This window comes from Peribacillus simplex, from assembly GCF_900156045.1.
GTDB lineage: Bacteria > Bacillota > Bacilli > Bacillales > DSM-1321 > Peribacillus > Peribacillus simplex_D.
In genome coordinates this window covers 409177-425925 of record NZ_FTMX01000001.1, presented here as the reverse complement: position 1 = coordinate 425925, position 16749 = coordinate 409177, and the positions used below count along the sequence as shown (strand labels likewise).

General features: G+C 43.4%; 16 protein-coding genes and 1 riboswitch. Of the genes, 3 read left to right on the top strand and 13 right to left on the bottom strand.

Features of this window, described 5'->3' with window-relative positions; all coding sequences use genetic code 11:
• Positions 1-10 precede the first annotated feature (10 nt).
• Together BW986_RS02035 and BW986_RS02030 are read right to left on the bottom strand one after the other, a co-directional pair.
• Positions 11-583: a YtxH domain-containing protein gene (locus BW986_RS02035; RefSeq protein ID WP_076364650.1), complete on the bottom strand. Its 573-nt coding sequence runs from the start codon at positions 581-583 to the stop codon at positions 11-13.
• A gap of 48 nt (positions 584-631) precedes the next feature.
• Complete coding sequence (locus BW986_RS02030) at positions 632-1141, bottom strand: DUF948 domain-containing protein (protein ID WP_076364648.1); 510 nt, start codon at positions 1139-1141, stop codon at positions 632-634.
• A 229-nt stretch (positions 1142-1370) separates the two neighbouring features.
• Here BW986_RS02030 and BW986_RS02025 point away from each other — a divergent pair, with 229 nt between their 5' ends.
• Positions 1371-2483 carry an aminopeptidase gene (locus BW986_RS02025; protein WP_076364646.1) on the top strand — a complete coding sequence of 371 codons (1113 nt, stop codon included), beginning with the start codon at positions 1371-1373 and terminating at the stop codon, positions 2481-2483.
• Positions 2484-2763: 280 nt separating this feature from the next.
• Here BW986_RS02025 and murC read toward each other — a convergent pair whose 3' ends face one another.
• The 6 genes from murC to BW986_RS01995 all read right to left on the bottom strand — a co-directional run bounded on the left by murC (position 2764) and on the right by BW986_RS01995 (position 11184).
• Positions 2764-4068, bottom strand: coding sequence for a UDP-N-acetylmuramate--L-alanine ligase (gene murC, locus BW986_RS02020; RefSeq protein WP_076364644.1), 1305 nt, complete (start codon positions 4066-4068; stop codon positions 2764-2766).
• 286 nt (positions 4069-4354) lie between these two features.
• A complete protein-coding gene (locus BW986_RS02015; RefSeq protein ID WP_464682929.1) occupies positions 4355-7303 on the bottom strand; it encodes a DNA translocase FtsK in 2949 nt (982 codons plus the stop codon).
• 425 nt (positions 7304-7728) lie between these two features.
• Entirely contained in the window at positions 7729-8901 is a 1173-nt protein-coding gene (locus BW986_RS02010; RefSeq protein ID WP_076366249.1) for an amidohydrolase, read from the bottom strand.
• Between the two features lie 238 nt (positions 8902-9139).
• Positions 9140-9243, bottom strand: a riboswitch (glycine riboswitch).
• Positions 9244-9399: 156 nt separating this feature from the next.
• Positions 9400-10206: a DUF1444 domain-containing protein gene (locus BW986_RS02005; protein ID WP_076364642.1), complete on the bottom strand. Its 807-nt coding sequence runs from the start codon at positions 10204-10206 to the stop codon at positions 9400-9402.
• 50 nt (positions 10207-10256) lie between these two features.
• A complete protein-coding gene (locus BW986_RS02000) occupies positions 10257-10568 on the bottom strand; it encodes a thioredoxin family protein (RefSeq protein WP_076364640.1) in 312 nt (103 codons plus the stop codon).
• Positions 10569-10677: 109 nt separating this feature from the next.
• Complete coding sequence (locus BW986_RS01995) at positions 10678-11184, bottom strand: hypothetical protein (protein WP_076364638.1); 507 nt, start codon at positions 11182-11184, stop codon at positions 10678-10680.
• A 123-nt stretch (positions 11185-11307) separates the two neighbouring features.
• On the opposite strand from BW986_RS01995, the gene BW986_RS01990 reads away from it, so the two are divergent.
• Positions 11308-11757: a YtoQ family protein gene (locus tag BW986_RS01990; protein ID WP_076364636.1), complete on the top strand. Its 450-nt coding sequence runs from the start codon at positions 11308-11310 to the stop codon at positions 11755-11757.
• 93 nt (positions 11758-11850) lie between these two features.
• Here BW986_RS01990 and BW986_RS01985 read toward each other — a convergent pair whose 3' ends face one another.
• From BW986_RS01985 to BW986_RS01975, 3 genes are all read right to left on the bottom strand, one after another.
• On the bottom strand, positions 11851-12720 hold the full coding sequence (locus BW986_RS01985; RefSeq protein ID WP_076364634.1) for an AraC family transcriptional regulator: 870 nt from the start codon (positions 12718-12720) through the stop codon (positions 11851-11853).
• A 118-nt stretch (positions 12721-12838) separates the two neighbouring features.
• Positions 12839-13360 (bottom strand): DUF84 family protein, encoded by a 522-nt coding sequence (locus BW986_RS01980; protein ID WP_076364632.1) that lies wholly within the window; start codon positions 13358-13360, stop codon positions 12839-12841.
• Between the two features lie 81 nt (positions 13361-13441).
• Entirely contained in the window at positions 13442-14515 is a 1074-nt protein-coding gene (locus BW986_RS01975; RefSeq protein WP_076364630.1) for a M42 family metallopeptidase, read from the bottom strand.
• A gap of 178 nt (positions 14516-14693) precedes the next feature.
• Between BW986_RS01975 and BW986_RS01970 the strand changes: the two genes are divergently transcribed.
• Complete coding sequence (locus tag BW986_RS01970) at positions 14694-15011, top strand: PepSY domain-containing protein (RefSeq protein WP_076364628.1); 318 nt, start codon at positions 14694-14696, stop codon at positions 15009-15011.
• Positions 15012-15060: 49 nt separating this feature from the next.
• On the opposite strand, the gene BW986_RS01965 is transcribed toward BW986_RS01970, so the two are convergent.
• Both BW986_RS01965 and trmB read right to left on the bottom strand, forming a co-directional pair.
• Entirely contained in the window at positions 15061-15906 is an 846-nt protein-coding gene (locus tag BW986_RS01965; protein WP_076364626.1) for a YtnP family quorum-quenching lactonase, read from the bottom strand.
• 140 nt (positions 15907-16046) lie between these two features.
• Positions 16047-16685: a tRNA (guanosine(46)-N7)-methyltransferase TrmB gene (gene trmB, locus BW986_RS01960; RefSeq protein ID WP_076364624.1), complete on the bottom strand. Its 639-nt coding sequence runs from the start codon at positions 16683-16685 to the stop codon at positions 16047-16049.
• Positions 16686-16749 lie beyond the last annotated feature (64 nt).

The following is a 16749-nucleotide window of genomic DNA, read 5'->3' as shown; positions in this document are numbered from 1 at the left end:
TCCAAGGAGTTTATTTCATTAGTTTATTCTCTGTTTCATCAAATGCCTTTTTCGCTTCATCAAGTTTTAATTTTGCCGCATTCTTGTTTCCGCTTGCAGGATCTGCAGGATTATTTTCCGAGCCATTGCCGCTAGCAAAGTTCGTTTCGACGGATACGATAGGAGAATCGGAAGTTCCGGTTACATCTATATCCTTATTGCTGGAATTCGTCGTATCATCAGCCGCGTCCCCGTTTTCTTTACCCGTTTTTAGGCTTTTCACTTTATTGACGATATTTGAAGATTTATTGGAAACGATTTCCGTGACGGAACTTGTTTTTTCTTTTGCAGTATCAGCAAGGACTGTCCCTTTTTCCATCGCCGTTTGTCTTAATCTTTCTGTTTTCTCTGAAATGTTTCTAGCTTGTTCATTGAAGTCATTCCTTAATTCCTTGCCTGTTTTCGGAGCCATGAACAAAGCTGTTGCCGCTCCGATCATGCCGCCGATCAAGGCGCCAATCATAAAGTCCTTCGAATTGATCGAGTCGCGTTCGTCCTCATAAGATTTCTGATAGTCCTTTGCCGCAAATTCTTTTTGAGTCATAATACATTCCCCTTTCAATTTTCAGTTCATTTTTTATTTAACTAGATTTTAAGATCTAGAACGTAAAAACCTTTTTTTAGGCAGGTTATCTGTTTCAAGCGCTTCCCTTTCTAACTCCGCCCTTTCAGTCGGGGTCGGGGCAGCCTGTTTGCTTCTGGCCTTCCACTTGTCCCTGATCTCCATGGCTACATTGCTCCATTGTACAATTTGTGAGATTCGTTCTTGATTATTATCAATCTCAGCCTGCACTTTATGGGAAACCTTTTGGATCGAAGAATTAAAGCTAGAGATGGATGTGCCTACATCCTTCACGGCATCCACCACCGTATTCAGGTTTTCCGACTTTTGCTGCAAATCTTCAGCCAACGTATTCGTTTTATGTAATAACTGAGTAGTTTCGAGCGTTATGCCCTGCATTTGGCTCTCTAGTCCTGTCAGCGTCCGGGCCACACTGTCCAGGGTAGTTTGAAGTGATGTCAGTACTTTTGTTAGAAAAATAACAAGTACCAAAAAAGCTATCGCTGCAACAGCAGCACTTACGTATAAAATAATCTCCATTGGAACACCTCCGAAAAAAATCGACTTATTTAATAGCTGTTAGATATTAATTACCCCTTCCCTATTATTATAAACTTATTTATTTTTTCAATATACCCTATCAAACCCTAATCTGGAAATATTGTTGTCTGCATCCAGTTCCTCCGTGAAATTCATGGGTGACACTTATGGCAGGAAATCGGGTATGATAGAAAAGATAAGTCGAATTTAAACAATGGAGGTATTTTTTATGAAAGATCCCAGAATTGGTACATTGGCCAAAAACTTAATCAATTATTCCGTGAAGCTTCAAAAAGGTGAAAGAATCTTGATCGAAAACTTCGGATTGCAGCGTGAACTTGTTAACGCACTTGTGAATGAAGCCTATGCAGCAGGTGGTTACCCATTCGTCCTTTTAAAGGATCACCAAGTGGATCGTGCCTTGCTGATGGGTGCCAAAGAAGAACAGTACAAGTTGATGGGTGAGTTTGAAGCAAACGTAATGAAACAGATGGATGCTTATATCGGGCTTCGTGCCGGGGATAATATCAATGAACAATCCGATGTCCCTTCAGAGAAGATGGCGATCCATGGACAGACAGTCGGTAAAGTACATAGAAATATCCGCGGGCCAAAAACAAAATGGGTCGTACTTCGCTACCCGACAAATTCAATGGCCCAATTAGCCAAAATGAGCACAGAAGCATTCGAAGACTTTTATTTCGAAGTCTGCAACCTCGACTATGGCAAAATGAGCGCAGCAATGGACAATCTTGTTGAATTGATGGATAAAACGGATAAGGTCCGCTTAACTGGGCCCGGTACGGACCTAACCTTCTCCATCAAAGACATTAAAGCCATCAAATGTGCGGGTGAGCTGAACATTCCTGACGGTGAAGTATATACGGCTCCGGTTAAAGATTCCATCAATGGAGTGATTTCGTATAATACTCCGTCCCCTTATCAGGGTTTTACTTTTGAAAACGTGAAGTTGACATTCAAGGATGGAAAAATCGTTGAAGCGGTTGCGAATGATACGGAACGCATCAACAAAATTTTTGATACTGATGAAGGCGCACGATATGTCGGTGAATTTGCAATTGGTGTAAATCCTTATATTCTACATCCGATGCAAGATATCCTCTTTGATGAAAAAATTGATGGAAGTTTTCATTTCACTCCCGGACAATGCTATGATGATGCCTTTAACGGAAACCATTCAGACATTCACTGGGACCTGGTCAATATCCAGCGGCCTGAATATGGCGGCGGGGAAATCCATTTTGATGACGTCTTGATACGTAAGGACGGACGCTTCGTGTTACCGGAACTGGAAAATTTAAATCCAGAAAATTTAAAATAACATAAGGCTGTTTTCGCATACTTTGTAGCTATTTACCAAGTAAATCGGTGTGGTTGATTTCCCATCCAGATGCTCGCTTTCCACGGGGCGGGCGGTGAGCCTCCTCGGCGTGAACGCCTGTGGGGTCTCACCTGTCCCGCTGCTCCCGCAGGAGTCTCGCACTTCCGCTCCAATCAACCTTAAATCGTTTCGTTTTAAAAACAACATCTTTACAAAAAGAGCCTAACATCAAAACCAATAAAAAAACGACCGACCCGCTACTAACGGATGGTCGTTTTTTTTATTTTACCTGCAGTGAATGCTCATAGGCTGCCTGGAACTTTTGAATGTCCCCCGCACCCATGAATAACACGACACTGTTTTCATGATGTTGCAATTTTGATGTTGTATTCTCCGTAATCAGCTCTGCACCCGGAATCTTATCTTGAAGGTCTTCGATCGATAACTTCCCTTGATGTTCACGAGCAGATCCAAAAATTTCACATAAGTATACTTTGTCGGCCAAATTCAAGCTGTCGGCGAATTCATCCAGGAATGCCTGCGTTCTCGAGAAAGTATGTGGCTGGAATACCGCAACAACTTCACGCTCTGGATATTTCTGACGCGCCGAGTCGACAGTCGCAGAAATCTCGGTCGGATGGTGTGCATAATCATCAATGATGATCTGACTTCCGATTTCCTTTTCGGAGAACCGGCGTTTAACTCCGCCAAAAGTCCGCAATTGGGCTTTCACAGCTTCCGTATCCAAGTTTTCATATTTACAAAGTGCAATGACACCAAGTGCATTCAACACATTATGCTTTCCAAAAGTAGGAATAGTGAATGTATCATAGTAATTGTTCCTTACATGCACATCAAAAGTCGTGCCATCCGGAGTGACGGAAACATTTTTCGCTTGAAAATCATTTCCTTCTGCAAATCCGTAAAAAATAACCGGTACTTTCGCCTGAATATGTGGTAAATGCTCATCATCCCCGCACGCAATGATGCCTTTGTTGACTTGAAGGGCCATCGTTTGGAAAGCCTCGAACACGTCTTCGACATTAGCGTAATAATCAGGATGATCAAAATCGATATTCGTCATGATTGCATAATCCGGATAATAGGAAAGGAAATGACGGCGATATTCACATGCTTCGAATACGAAGTAATCAGAATTCGCGATTCCCTTACCCGTTCCATCCCCAATCAAGAAGGATGTCGGTTTAGCGCCCCCCATTACATGGGCAAGCAGGCCGGTCGTCGATGTTTTACCATGCGCTCCCGTAACAGCCACGCTGATGAAGTTTTTCATGAAATCACCCAGGAAGCGGTGATAACGGATGATCGGCAAATCAAGTTCTTTTGCCTTCACGATTTCCGGATGACTATCCGGAAACGCATTTCCTGCAATGATGGTCATTCCAGGTTGAATATTTTCCTCGTTGAAAGGAAGGATTTTAATCCCGGCTTTTTCTAATGCCAATTGTGTAAAAAATTCTTTTTCGTAATCGGAACCCTGCACTTCAATATTCATATCATGCAGTATTTGTGCAAGAGCACTCATACCCGATCCTTTAATTCCCACAAAATGGTAAGCAGTCATAAAGCGAACCTCCACCAATCGTCTACCTGTATGACAGTATATGACGTCATCTTTTATTTGTTTTTTCCATTACGAGACTTGTTAGTAACGCAATTTCTTAATAGGTTTTTCAAGCTCTTATTTTCAATCATTCATCAACAAAAAACTATTATATCACTTTTTTATTCATTCATCCATGTCAGGCAGATGCCAATTTATCAAAACATTGGTTTTTCCCGCAATTAAGGTGATAAAAAAGGGTTTTCACCCTTTCACATTATATTCAATTTCCTTTTATTAGGTTCTCTTAATTAACATGTAAAAATTCCAGTTCTTCTTCCGTAATCAATACATCCCTGGGCCTTGAACCCCTGGATTCGGAAACGACTCCACGTTGCTCCATCATTTCTATTAGACGCGCCGCACGGTTATAACCGACACGGAAACGCCTTTGGACACTCGATGCAGATGCAGCCTGCTGGCTCACGACAAATTCACAGGCCTCGAAAAACAGTTCATCCGCTTCTTCCGTGACCTCGGCCCTGTTCAGCAAGTCTTCCTGTTCAAACAGGTATTTCGGCTGCTGCTCCAGTTTAACATGGTTGACGACTTGATCGATTTCTTCATCACTCACAAAAGTCCCTTGCAGGCGCACCGTTTTCGATGAGCCGTTTTCAGCGAATAACATATCTCCTCTTCCCAGTAACTTTTCTGCTCCGCCGCTATCGATGATTGTACGGGAGTCGACTTGTGAAGAAACCGAAAAAGCGATCCTTGTCGGGATATTTGCCTTGATCAATCCAGTTATGACATCGACTGAAGGTCTTTGAGTGGCTACAATCAAATGGATGCCGCAGGCACGGGCCTTTTGCGCAATCCGGCAAATCGCTTCCTCTACATCAGCCGGGGACATCATCATCAGATCCGCAAGCTCATCGATGATCACCAGGATATAAGGCAGCTTGCTTGAATATTGACCGGCTTTTTCCGCTTGGTCATTAAAGCGGGTGATATCACGCACACCGGCATGTACAAACAATTCATAACGCCGTTCCATCTCCTCTACAGCCCATTTCAACGCAGCCGTAGCGGCTTTTACATCGGTTATGACCGGACTGACCAAATGCGGGATCCGGTTATATGGGGCGAGCTCGACCATTTTCGGATCGATCAACAGTAATTTCAACTCCTGCGGCGTCGCTTTATACAGCAAGCTGACCAGCATGGTGTTGATACAGACACTTTTCCCCGATCCAGTTTGCCCGGCTATCAATCCATGCGGCATCTTTCTCAAATCCGTGATGATCGGCTGACCGGATATATCGAGTCCCAAAGCGACAGCAAGCGGTGATTCATGCTCTTGAAACTCAGTACTTTCCAAAACCTCACGCAAAAATACCGGTTTGCTTTTCCTGTTCGGAATCTCGATGCCAATTGTATGTTTACCCGGAATTGGCGCTTCCATCCGCATATCCTGAGCGGCAAGGCTTAATTTGATGTCATCCATCAAGTTCGTCACTTTATTCACCTTCACTCCCGGCTCCGGATGCACCTCGAAACGAGTTACTGCCGGTCCTTGAGTGACATTGACGACCTTTGCACGGACATTGAAATTTTTCAATGTCTCATCAAGTAATACAGTCTGTTCCTCGAGCCACTCATCGTCATGCACAGCATAAGTGGGAGGCGTCAGCAATTCGATATTCGGAAACACATAATATGGATTATCCTCCGCTTCCACGGAGCCAAAAACTGCCGGGGTATCGCCCTGGCCGCTTACTGCTGCCGCCTCTGTATTAACAACCGCTTCTTGATACCCATTTCCGGAAGTGGGGGATTCCTGTTCCATGAGCGGCTTAATGAACGGGCTGGAACCAATATTGGATTCAACTGTATTTTCAGGCACGGCGGCGGTTTGCGAACCAGCCTTCGTGTCCAAAAAGGTTGATGTAATGACCGGAGTCCCCTCTTTCGGCATAACTCTGCCATCCTCCTGTTCCCGTTCAGGAATGGCGGATGGTTTCGTTTGTCCTGCCTCCGTTTCAGCAGCATCATTCATTGTTCGCTTATCAGGGGAAACTACTGCCCTTTCCGAATTAAGGCTTTTTTTTTCCGGCATCATTTTATTCATGAAGCTGTTTTTTTCCCGGTCTTGCTTAAGCATCATCACATTGAATGGCATATGTTTTTTTGGACGTTTTGGCTGCACTTCAGGTATTGCCTCAGATGGATCACTTTCAGGCAGTGTCCCTTGACTAACGGATGGTTGATTAGATTGTGCAGGAACCGATATGGCTTCAGGCGGTGTGTCGACCGCCTGTTCCATGATGGATACAGCGACTTCGCGTCCAAAATCTACCTGGTCCTGTTCAATGGCCTCTTTTTCCGCCGCAGGCTCAATGATGTCAGTCCGGCTTACCGCTTCTTCTGGCAGTGACTCAATGGAATTCCTGCGAAAGAAAGCGGGTATCTCCGTATCTTCCCTTTTTTCTTCCGCTTGTTCCGGTATTAGAACGGATGGTTCTACCGTCATTTCCTCATGTGACACTTCTTTTGAGCTTTCAGGGATCGATACCGGAATCTCGATATCGGGTCCTTCTTTTTTAAAGATGGGCATTTTGCTTTCTAATTCATATTCGACAATTTCTTCAGAAGGGACTATTTTTTTTTCCGGACGACGGAACCCATAAATGGGTGAAGGGGTTTCCGTTGGGCGGAATGGAGTATTTTTACTTTCTAATTCATATTCGACATTTTCTTCAGAAGGGACTATTTTTTTTCCCGGACGACGGAACCCATAAATGGGTGAAGGGATTTCCGTTGGGCGGAATGGAGTATTTGACGGGACTATTTTTGAGGTTTCCTCCCGGTCGAAGTTTCTCCGTTTTGATTCCGTATCCCTTACAGGCCTTCTCGTTGTTTCTTCGGTCACATTCTTCCCCTGTTTGGGTTCGTTGTCTTCCCTGTTTCTTTCCCTAGGCTTTCTTTTATTCTGCTCCCGGTCTGGAATGAGCGGAAACTTGAACTGTCCTTTTGGATATTGAAACAGGATTTTCGTATCCGGGTCTGGCGTCTGGGACATTTTTTCGACTTTTTGATTGTAAACCTTTATTTCTTCTTCCTTTGACTTCGAAAGCTTCGAAAAATCCATTTTCCTTAATGTCTCTTCATCAAGCGGCTCATCTATAATAATTTCTTCGATTTCAATAATTTCCTCTGCTTGGAACCATTTTTTCATCTTATTTAGCCATTTCAAAACTATCACTCTTTCTACATCTGTAGTTATGTAACTAATTCTACCAGTTATTTTAAAAATATCGAGAAAATTTAAGCTGAATTGGGATTAGTATCTATTTTTTTATCGCTTTCTTACTAACTTAACGTATTTCGCAGAACTCCTACCCTATTAAACCCCTTCTGGAATGAGTCTAAACCTATCCATCACGAAATAACATTAGCCCCTAGTCTACTATTTAAATAAAACACCGCTGTTAAATCGCGTTTACAAAGAGATTAAGTTTTCATGCAGCCTTGGAAGCAGGGCCAATTCATTGCAACATCCTTCAGTGAAACCTCCGGCGGCATCCAATCATCTGCCGCAACCCACAAAACACCGTTCGTTAATACCGAACGGTGTTTTGTGGGTTTCTGCGTTTTTTTTGCAAACAAGGACCAAAGGTACTAGTTCCATTCATAAAAACTGCATACTACCTGCGCCACTGATTTGGAAGCGATCAAAAGGGCATCTTCATCAATGTCGAATTTAGGATGGTGATTGAAATATGCCTTCTCCACCCCTTTCGGTTTACAGCCAATGTAAAAGAAGCAGCCAGGAATCTTTTCTGCATAATACGAAAAATCTTCCGAACCAGAGAAAACCGGAAATTCCACGACCTTCTTAATATCATTGTCATCCATGCTTTCCAGGCTATTTTTCACGAATCCAGTCAGTTCAGGGTCATTATATAACGGAGGATAATCAGGGACATATGTAAGTTCGCACTGAACATCAAATTCCGTTTCTATCCCTTTAACGATCCGGTGGATTTCCTTATCGATCAGCTGTTGGGTCTCTGCCGTCATATAACGGACGTCCCCTTCAATTACTATACGGTCTTTAATGACATTAAAACTTCCTTTTCCATCGAAGGAACCGATTGTGACTACACCCATATCAAAAGGGTTCAAGCGACGGCTGATTACGGTTTGTACGGCTGTCACGAAATGGGCGCCTGCCACGATGGTATCATTAGCCATATGCGGGGATGAACCATGCCCGCCTACACCCTTTACGGCCAATTTGAAATAGGTCCGGCCTGCCATCGAATAGCCGCCGCGATACCCGACAACCCCTGCTGGATGAGACGGAAATAAATGGATTCCAAAAACAGCATCCAGTTCATCCAAAAACCCTGACTCCATGATGCTTTTGGCTCCACCAGGGGGTGTTTCTTCTGCATGTTGATGAATTATTTTGATCGTACCTGATAGGGAATCTTTTAGCTCAATGATGCAGTCCGCCAGTACCAATAAATAAGCGGTATGCCCATCGTGTCCGCAGGCATGCATGACACCTTCATTTTTTGAACGGAACGGAACCTCCGCTTCTTCCGTAATCGGCAGTGCATCGAAATCGGCACGGAGTCCTATCGTTTTCCCTGGTTTTCCGCCTTCGATCGTCACGATGATCCCCAATCCATTTCCTACATTCGTTTGGATCGATACATCTTTCCCCTTATAAAAATCAATGATATATTTTGCCGTTTTCTCTTCTTTGAAGGATAGCTCCGGATTCTCGTGTAAATGACGGCGGATTTGAACCATTTCCCCTTTACGGGCTTCCAGCATGTTCATTAATTTGCTTTTAACATTCACGATCAATCTCCCCCATTATTTCAAGTTGATTAGCATATTAGTAAGTTCATGTTCGCTGCAGACCTTCTGTATGCAAAAAGCCGAATAAAAAAGGACAGGGAAGGGTTGCGTAAACTTACCGCCCCCTTCTCTGTCCTTTTACCTGAGAGTTTAACTCCATTTTGGCCATGGAGATTCCCCCGTTGGCGGCACATTTCCTGCGCGCTCTCCAGAGTTGCGTCCAGCTGCGGTTCCATTTACCTGAGAGATTTGCTCCAAGGGATATTTTTGGAACTTGCTCCTTCGGTGGCTCAATGCTTTGCACTCTCCCACAACGTTCATCCGCTCGTTCTATTGTTTTATTCCATATTTTCAAAATATTACAATTATATTATCGCCGATTAAAAAATAAATATCAACTCCAAGAGTCATGAACTCTATTAAACTTTAAAAGGACCGCTGCCAGATGCTGACACGGTCCTTTTGTGATTCAATATATTATTGTTCACGCTTTTTGTTTTTACCCATAATGAAGATGGGCTCCAACTCATTTTCTTCATAAAGAAATGATAGAGCCGTTATCGGAACATGACCGCTGGCAAAGAAGCTCATCGCCATTTGCGCAAGAATATCATAGCCCGTATCATTCTTCACATCGGCAATGATGATGACGTCCTGATGGGGAATGGCCACAGCCATGGTTCCCTCAATCTTGTCCTTCATTTCCCGAAGCCATGATTCATTCAGGATCCTGCTGGCATCATATCCATCATTCGTGTTCAAAAAATAAAATGCATTACCTGCAACGATATCCGACTTCATTTCAGTGGAGAGGGAACGGGCATTAAAAAGGGCAATTTCACGGATCCTGTCACCCTGCCAATTTTCCCTTTGAATCATCTTTTCATCTATAAGACGGTAGGTTTTCCCTAGATCAAGGGCATAAAAAATCCGGGTTTCAGCCGTATGCTCATCGAATAAAAATGGATTTCCTTCTTCCGATTCCATTGGAAAGGAGGTCGAGCGGATGACTGGGAAAATGAATTTCTCCTTGCCTTCCATGCTGTGTTCTCCCCCCATCACATTCAGGGCCTCTTCCACGTAATAGATAATTTCATCGATGGCCTTTTCCTGTACGTTTTCATAGTTAGCAAGTACAGGAGGCAATTCGATGGTGATCCCCTTCCCGGTCTTCACATTTTCCACCCGTAACGTATCTTGCTTGCTATCGAATTTGAATGCGCGATTTTCATCTTTTAAACGTTCCTTCAGGATATTTTTCAGCTTCGTGCTGTCCATTTTCATGACTGACCCTCCTCTTCATTGAAAAATCCCCAGCGAGAAGGGGAAATTGATTATAGTGATTGTATGAATTCCTCAATTTGTTCTTGCGTTTTGCGATCCTTGCTCACGAATCTGCCTAGCTCTTTACCATTATCATACGCGATGAAACTTGGTATACCGAATACATCATTAGCCGCACACACATCGATGAATTCATCACGGTCCACATGAATGAATGTAAAGTCAGGAAATTTCGTTTCAATCTCCGGCATTATCGGTTCGATTACACGGCAATCCCCACACCATGTCGCTGAGAAAAGAAAGATATGTTTGCCTTCATTTTTTAATGCATCATATTGCTCGACTGTTTGTAAATTTTCCATTTGAATATTCCTCCTGCTCTAAATGACACCTTAGTATTTATAATCCCATCATACCAGACTCTCCAGAAATCAACCATTAATACGGATCGGTTGAAAGGAAGGAATCAGCTTATTTCTGGGGCACGGATGAAACGATTTCCATCATTTGTTTCGCATCGGCTTTTAATTGGTCTTTATCCGTTTCGGTTGTCAGCTTCACCCCGCCGATCCCCACTGCAAGCTCATACTTTTCTTTCGGTATCTCTTTGATCGAAATAAAGCCGAATTTATCATCAGTTTGAAAAGAATGCAGCATTATATTTTGATCATCTTGGTCCTTTATCGCCAAATATAGCACGGAGCTGTCTTCTTTTTCATTTGGATTGACAAATAATATATAAATCTTATCACCTTTTTGTAAAATCAAATTATTATCATGTTCTTCCACTACTTTATAATCCTTTGGCAGATAGACTTGAATTAGCCCTGCCTCTTGATTTGGCTGTTTTTCATCGTCACGAAAAGCCACTTCAGCAGCCTTCATTGCCTTTTCGGTTTGTCTCTCTATACCTGAGCAGCCCACGATCAAACTGCTTATCAACAGGAAAGCAAGGATATTCTTATTCGATAAAGCCATCGTCATTCCTCCAGCCGTCTCTTTTACTATCTTATGGATAATATTATCCTTATTTATGGAATTCATCCATTTTCCAAAAAACATGGTACAATGAAAGCAATTTTAATACCAAGGAGGAAAACTATGAAGTTAACCGTGTATCTTGCTGGGGAGATCCATTCCAATTGGAGAAGTGAACTGAGAGATAAGGCCGCTGCACTGAAGCTTCCTTTAGAATTTGTCGGCCCGATGGAAAATCATGAACGCTCCGATAATATCGGTGAAGATATCCTCGGGGAACAGCCGAATTCCATCCTGAAGGATGCGGCCGCTTCCCAAATCAATAATTTGCGGACAGGTCTTTTGATGAAAAAAGCTGACCTTGTCGTCGCTCTGTTTGGCGAGAAATATAAACAGTGGAATACTGCCATGGACGCAAGCACCGCCATTTCCCTGGGTAAACCGCTTATTTTGATCCGTCCTGAATCCCATCATCATGCCTTAAAGGAATTATCGGAAAAGGCGAGTGTCACGGTAGAATCCGTTAACCAAGCCATGAAGGTGCTTTCTTATATTTTTGAAGAAGGGCTGTAAATCTCCCTGTCCTTAACTGTCCGGCTCAGATTTATAAAGAAACGAAAAAAGCTTGCAGGGCATCCCCTGCAAGCGAAAAACGAATCGTTTATCTTATCCCTTTTTAATGGGAATCCAAATTTCGGAGTAATAGTCAGGGTTTGATGCGTCGTCATTCGCGTATACTTCCAATTCTGGAGTTCCGGCATGTTCATAACCGCTGGTAGGGAACCATTCGGAAAAAATTCGTTTCCAAGCTTGTTGGATGGCTTCAGGCATAGGACCGTGAACTTCGAATGCAACCCACTTGGAAGCCGGTATCGTAAGGGTTGAAAACTCTTCAGGCACTTTCCCGGAATACTCTGCACCTATCCAATAATCCATCGTTTCATTTTTTTCCACAGCCCGCTTATCGACACATACACCAATCAAGCCATCTATTTGGCCATTGTTCAACTTCGCTAACCTATCTCCTGTTCCATCCGAATTCACTTTCTCCCACAACTTTGGAATCCCAATCAAATTCTCTCCATTAACCAAGGAAAACTCTTGCATGATTCCAATCAATTGAAAGGAATCCATTTCAAGGATATTGTATTTCATCGGTTTTGCCCCTTTCAGAATCACCTGTATCACCAGGCGTTCATAGAATTTCAGCTTCCCTATATACTTTCGGGCTTCGCTTGGAGATACCCCATGCTGCCTTCGAAAAGCTTTCGAGAATGCCTCGGGGGTGTCATAGCCATACTTGTAGGCTAAATCAATGACCTTTCCATTTGTTGATGAAATTTCCTGGGCCGCTAAGGTCAGTCTTCGTCGACGGATATAGTCACCAATGGTTATATCCGTTAAAATCGTGAATGTCCGTTGAAAATGAAAAGCTGAGGCATTCGCCTGCCTGGAAATATTCTCGATCGTCAGGTCCTCCAATAAGTGCTCCTCGATATATTCGATGGCCTTTTGGATTGATTCAACCCACCCCATTTCGCTCCCCCCTTATCACTATACTAACAATGCCGCTCTATAAAATCCTGTCCGTTCCTGCTCTGTTTTGGCAGTGTTCGTTTCCATCATTCGAAATTCGCTTTTCCATGACAGTGATTCAAGAATCCTGCTTTCCCATTTTCAGCCTATACTCGTGTTGACCGGCTAACATCCTCATGATATGAAGAAACATTTCCCCCCTGGTGATTCGCTCATTTGTAAATACGCCGATCGCACCTTCCTTTTTGCTAATATTCTCTTGCCTTGTGAAGGCGTCCATCACCGGTCCCAACTCTTCACCGTCCAGCAGCTTCCCAGCAACAATTCCCGGAACCGGGATTCTCGCTCCGGCAGCTACAAAGACCTCACCGTCCCTTGTTGCCATTGCACCCCAATTACATAGAAACAACGCTTGTCCCATTTTCACGACACCGCCTTCAAGCCCGATACCCATTTCGGCATCACTGTGAATCAAGCAGTTCCGGGCACGTGTCATTGCCCCCTCCATCGTTTCCTCGTCTGAAAAAGGCTGTTCCGGGACCCCGCTCTCCACTTGAAGCGAAATGATTTCTGCATCTTCATATACACCAAGCACGGCACTTACTTTTGCCGGATTTTTACTGCCTACTGCTATTTTCAATATAATTACCTTCCTTCTATGTAAAAAAAGCTGATGGAATAGGATTCATGACATCATCCCTTTCCCATTCAGCTTCCACCATCAACCGTTATTAATCAAGGTCTCGAATGTCGTTTTATCACAGGAACGAACCAATTTCCCAATCAGTTCACGTGCAGCGGCATAATCATCAATATGAATCATGGATGCATGTGTATGAATATAGCGGGAACAAATGCCAATCACCCCGCTTGGAATGCCTTCGTTTGCAATATGGACTTGCCCTGCATCCGTGCCGCCTTGGGAAACGAAATATTGATACGGAATCTCATTCGACTCGGCCGTATCAAGGATGAATTCCCTCATGCCGCGATGAGTGACCATCGAACGATCGAAGATGCGGAGCAGTGCCCCTTTTCCTAGCTGGCCAAATTCACTTTTGCTGCCGGACATATCGTTCGCCGGACTTGCATCCAAAGCGAAGAAAAGATCCGGTTTGATCATATGAGCTGCAGTTTGCGCACCCCGTAATCCGACTTCCTCCTGGACGGTTGCCCCGGAATATAAGATATTCGGTAACGTTTCACCTTTTAAATCTTTTAACAATTCTATCGCAAGTCCGCATCCGTAACGATTATCCCACGCTTTTGCGAGGATTTTCTTCTCATTGGCCATAGGAGTGAATGGACAAATCGGTACAATCTGCTGACCTGGCTTAATACCGATTCTCTTCACATCTTCCTTATCATCCGCCCCGATATCAATCAGCATATTTTTGATATCCATTGGTTTTGACCGTTGCGATTCATCAAGCAAATGGGGCGGAATCGAACCGATGACACCAATGACCGGACCGTTATCGGTTATAATCTCGACTCTTTGGGCCAATAGCACTTGGCTCCACCAGCCTCCCAGAGTCTGAAAGCGGATCATTCCATTTTCCGTTACTGAGGTGACCATGAATCCCACTTCATCCATGTGTCCGGCAACTAGTACAGTCGGCCCATCCTCATCGCCTCTTTTAACGCCAAATATTCCGCCAAGGCGATCCTGGACGATTTCATCCGAATACTTTTCCAGCTCCCTCTTCATGAAACTCCGAACTGCATGTTCATTTCCCGAGGCTCCCGGCAATTCCGTCAATGTTTTAAAAAGTTCCAAAGTCTCATGATTCATTTTTATAACCCCTAACCTATGTATTGTTTCTTACTATTTTACAAAACTTAGCATCGTGATACACTAGAAAGTTCTAATTTATCAGTTAATGGGTAAAATTTCAAATTATTAGTCAAATAAAGCGTTCTTCTGTATACTGGAAGAAGCGATTTTAATAAATGCAATGGAGGAGAAATCAATGAATTGGAAAACGTTTTTACTAGGTACTGCAGCCGGGTTTGCTGCTGGCTATGCGACAAAACAACTATTGGATCAATCAAGTAAACCTTCTCCCGATAAAGTCTTGGCCCAAGTGAAGGAAACAGTCAAAAAGGATGGAAATATATATGGCTCATGGATCTTGATGAAGCCGGAGAATTATACAAAAAATGACTTGGACTATGAAGTGTACAAAGGCGGGATCACCAGAAACACAGAGGGTAAACGTGAGCAATTCGAATTTGTTGCAGATGCCTCAACAGGAACGATATTGGAGCTTAATGCGCAAAATGATTAAAACAACAACAGGAGGGCCGTCAAATGACGTCCTCCTTTTGCTTTCCCTCTTATCGCTCCCGTTTCAATTCGGCTATGATTTCCTTACCCGTTACATCCCATTTGATGGCACAATATTGGGCATCATGGTAAAAGCTGTACCAGGACCCATTTTCCAGTCCGGATTTCATCCACTTTTCCTTCGCCTCAATGGAAGTCATGGGATAATCATCATAAGCGAGGACCCAGAGAACATTCGCATGTGCGTGCGTCGGCATGATATCTGCCATGTGAATCAATCTATCCCCGCCATCCTCAATGATGATGATCGCATGTCCATCACTATGCCCCCCGGTATGGATCATTTTAATGCCGTCCGTAATTTCCTGCTCACCTTCAAAAGGACGTACAAGAGAAGCGACAGCCTCCCAGTTTTCTGCCCAATATGTACTTTTTGAACGAATATTCGGGTTTTTCATTTCCGTCCATTCTGTTTGTGTCGTGATGATTTCTGCACGCTCGAAAACAGGCACCCAAGTTTCACCTTCACGTTTCGTCAAACCGCAGGCATGGTCGAAATGTAGATGGGTCATTAAAATGTAATCGATATCATTTGGCTGAATCCCAAGTCTGCCAAGATCTTCGACGAGGTTGGATTCCTCCGTCACCCCAAAATTCCGTTTCTGCTTGTCATTCAGCTTTCCATTGCCAATACCGGAATCTATAAGCATGTTCAATCCATTGGCCTGCACCAAAATCGGATCCGTACGTAACTCGATTTGGTTATTTTCGTTAACAGGATACTTCTTGGCCCAAAGCGGTTTCGGTACAACACCGAACATCGCACCGCCATCCAAGTGAGTCACACCGCCATTCAACCATGTTAATTTAATTTCCCCTATTTGCATCGTTTCCATTTTACCCCTCCTCTCCCTTTAGTTTAACATCCACTTCCATATATTGAAATCGATAACAATCAAGTCATCCTCGTGAATGAAATACACCGCCTTAACAAGGAAAAAAACCAGATGCCGTGCACCTGGTTTTTGATCGATGATTATTGGAACATTGCTTCCAAACGGTATATCCGGTTGCCTTTACTCGAGAACTTTTCTTCATATTCAGTCATGATGTTGCCTTCAAAATTGCTATTGTGTAGATCAAGGCTTACATATTTCAAGAGCATGCCGTACTCGGAAATACTTTTCAAGGAAGATTCGAATAACCCTTGGTTATCCGTCTTGAAGTGAATCTCGCCTTTGTCTGGCAGGATGCCTTCATATACTTCGAGGAAGGTCTTATACGTTAACCGACGTTTTGCATGACGTGATTTCGGCCATGGATCAGAGAAATTCAAGTAGACGCGGTCCACGTCACCTTTTGCAAAATAGTCCCCTAAGTTCGCTGCGTCAACATTCAACAGCTTTAAATTTGGAACATTCGCTTCAATCAGCAAATCCAAAGCAGCTACAATGACGCTTCCATATACTTCAATCCCAATGAAATTCACATCAGGATGGGCTTTTGCCATTTCTGTGATGAAACGGCCTTTTCCCGTACCCACTTCAATATATAACGGATTATCGTTACCGAAAACTTCATGCCATTTACCTTTATGGCTCACTGGCTGATGAATTACATATTGTGGAAAATCATTCAAACGGTCTTCAGCCCAAGGTTTATTTCTTAAACGCATGATGACACCCCTATTTAAAATATAATCGTTCAAACCATAACACGAGTGCATGGATTCCTGCAAG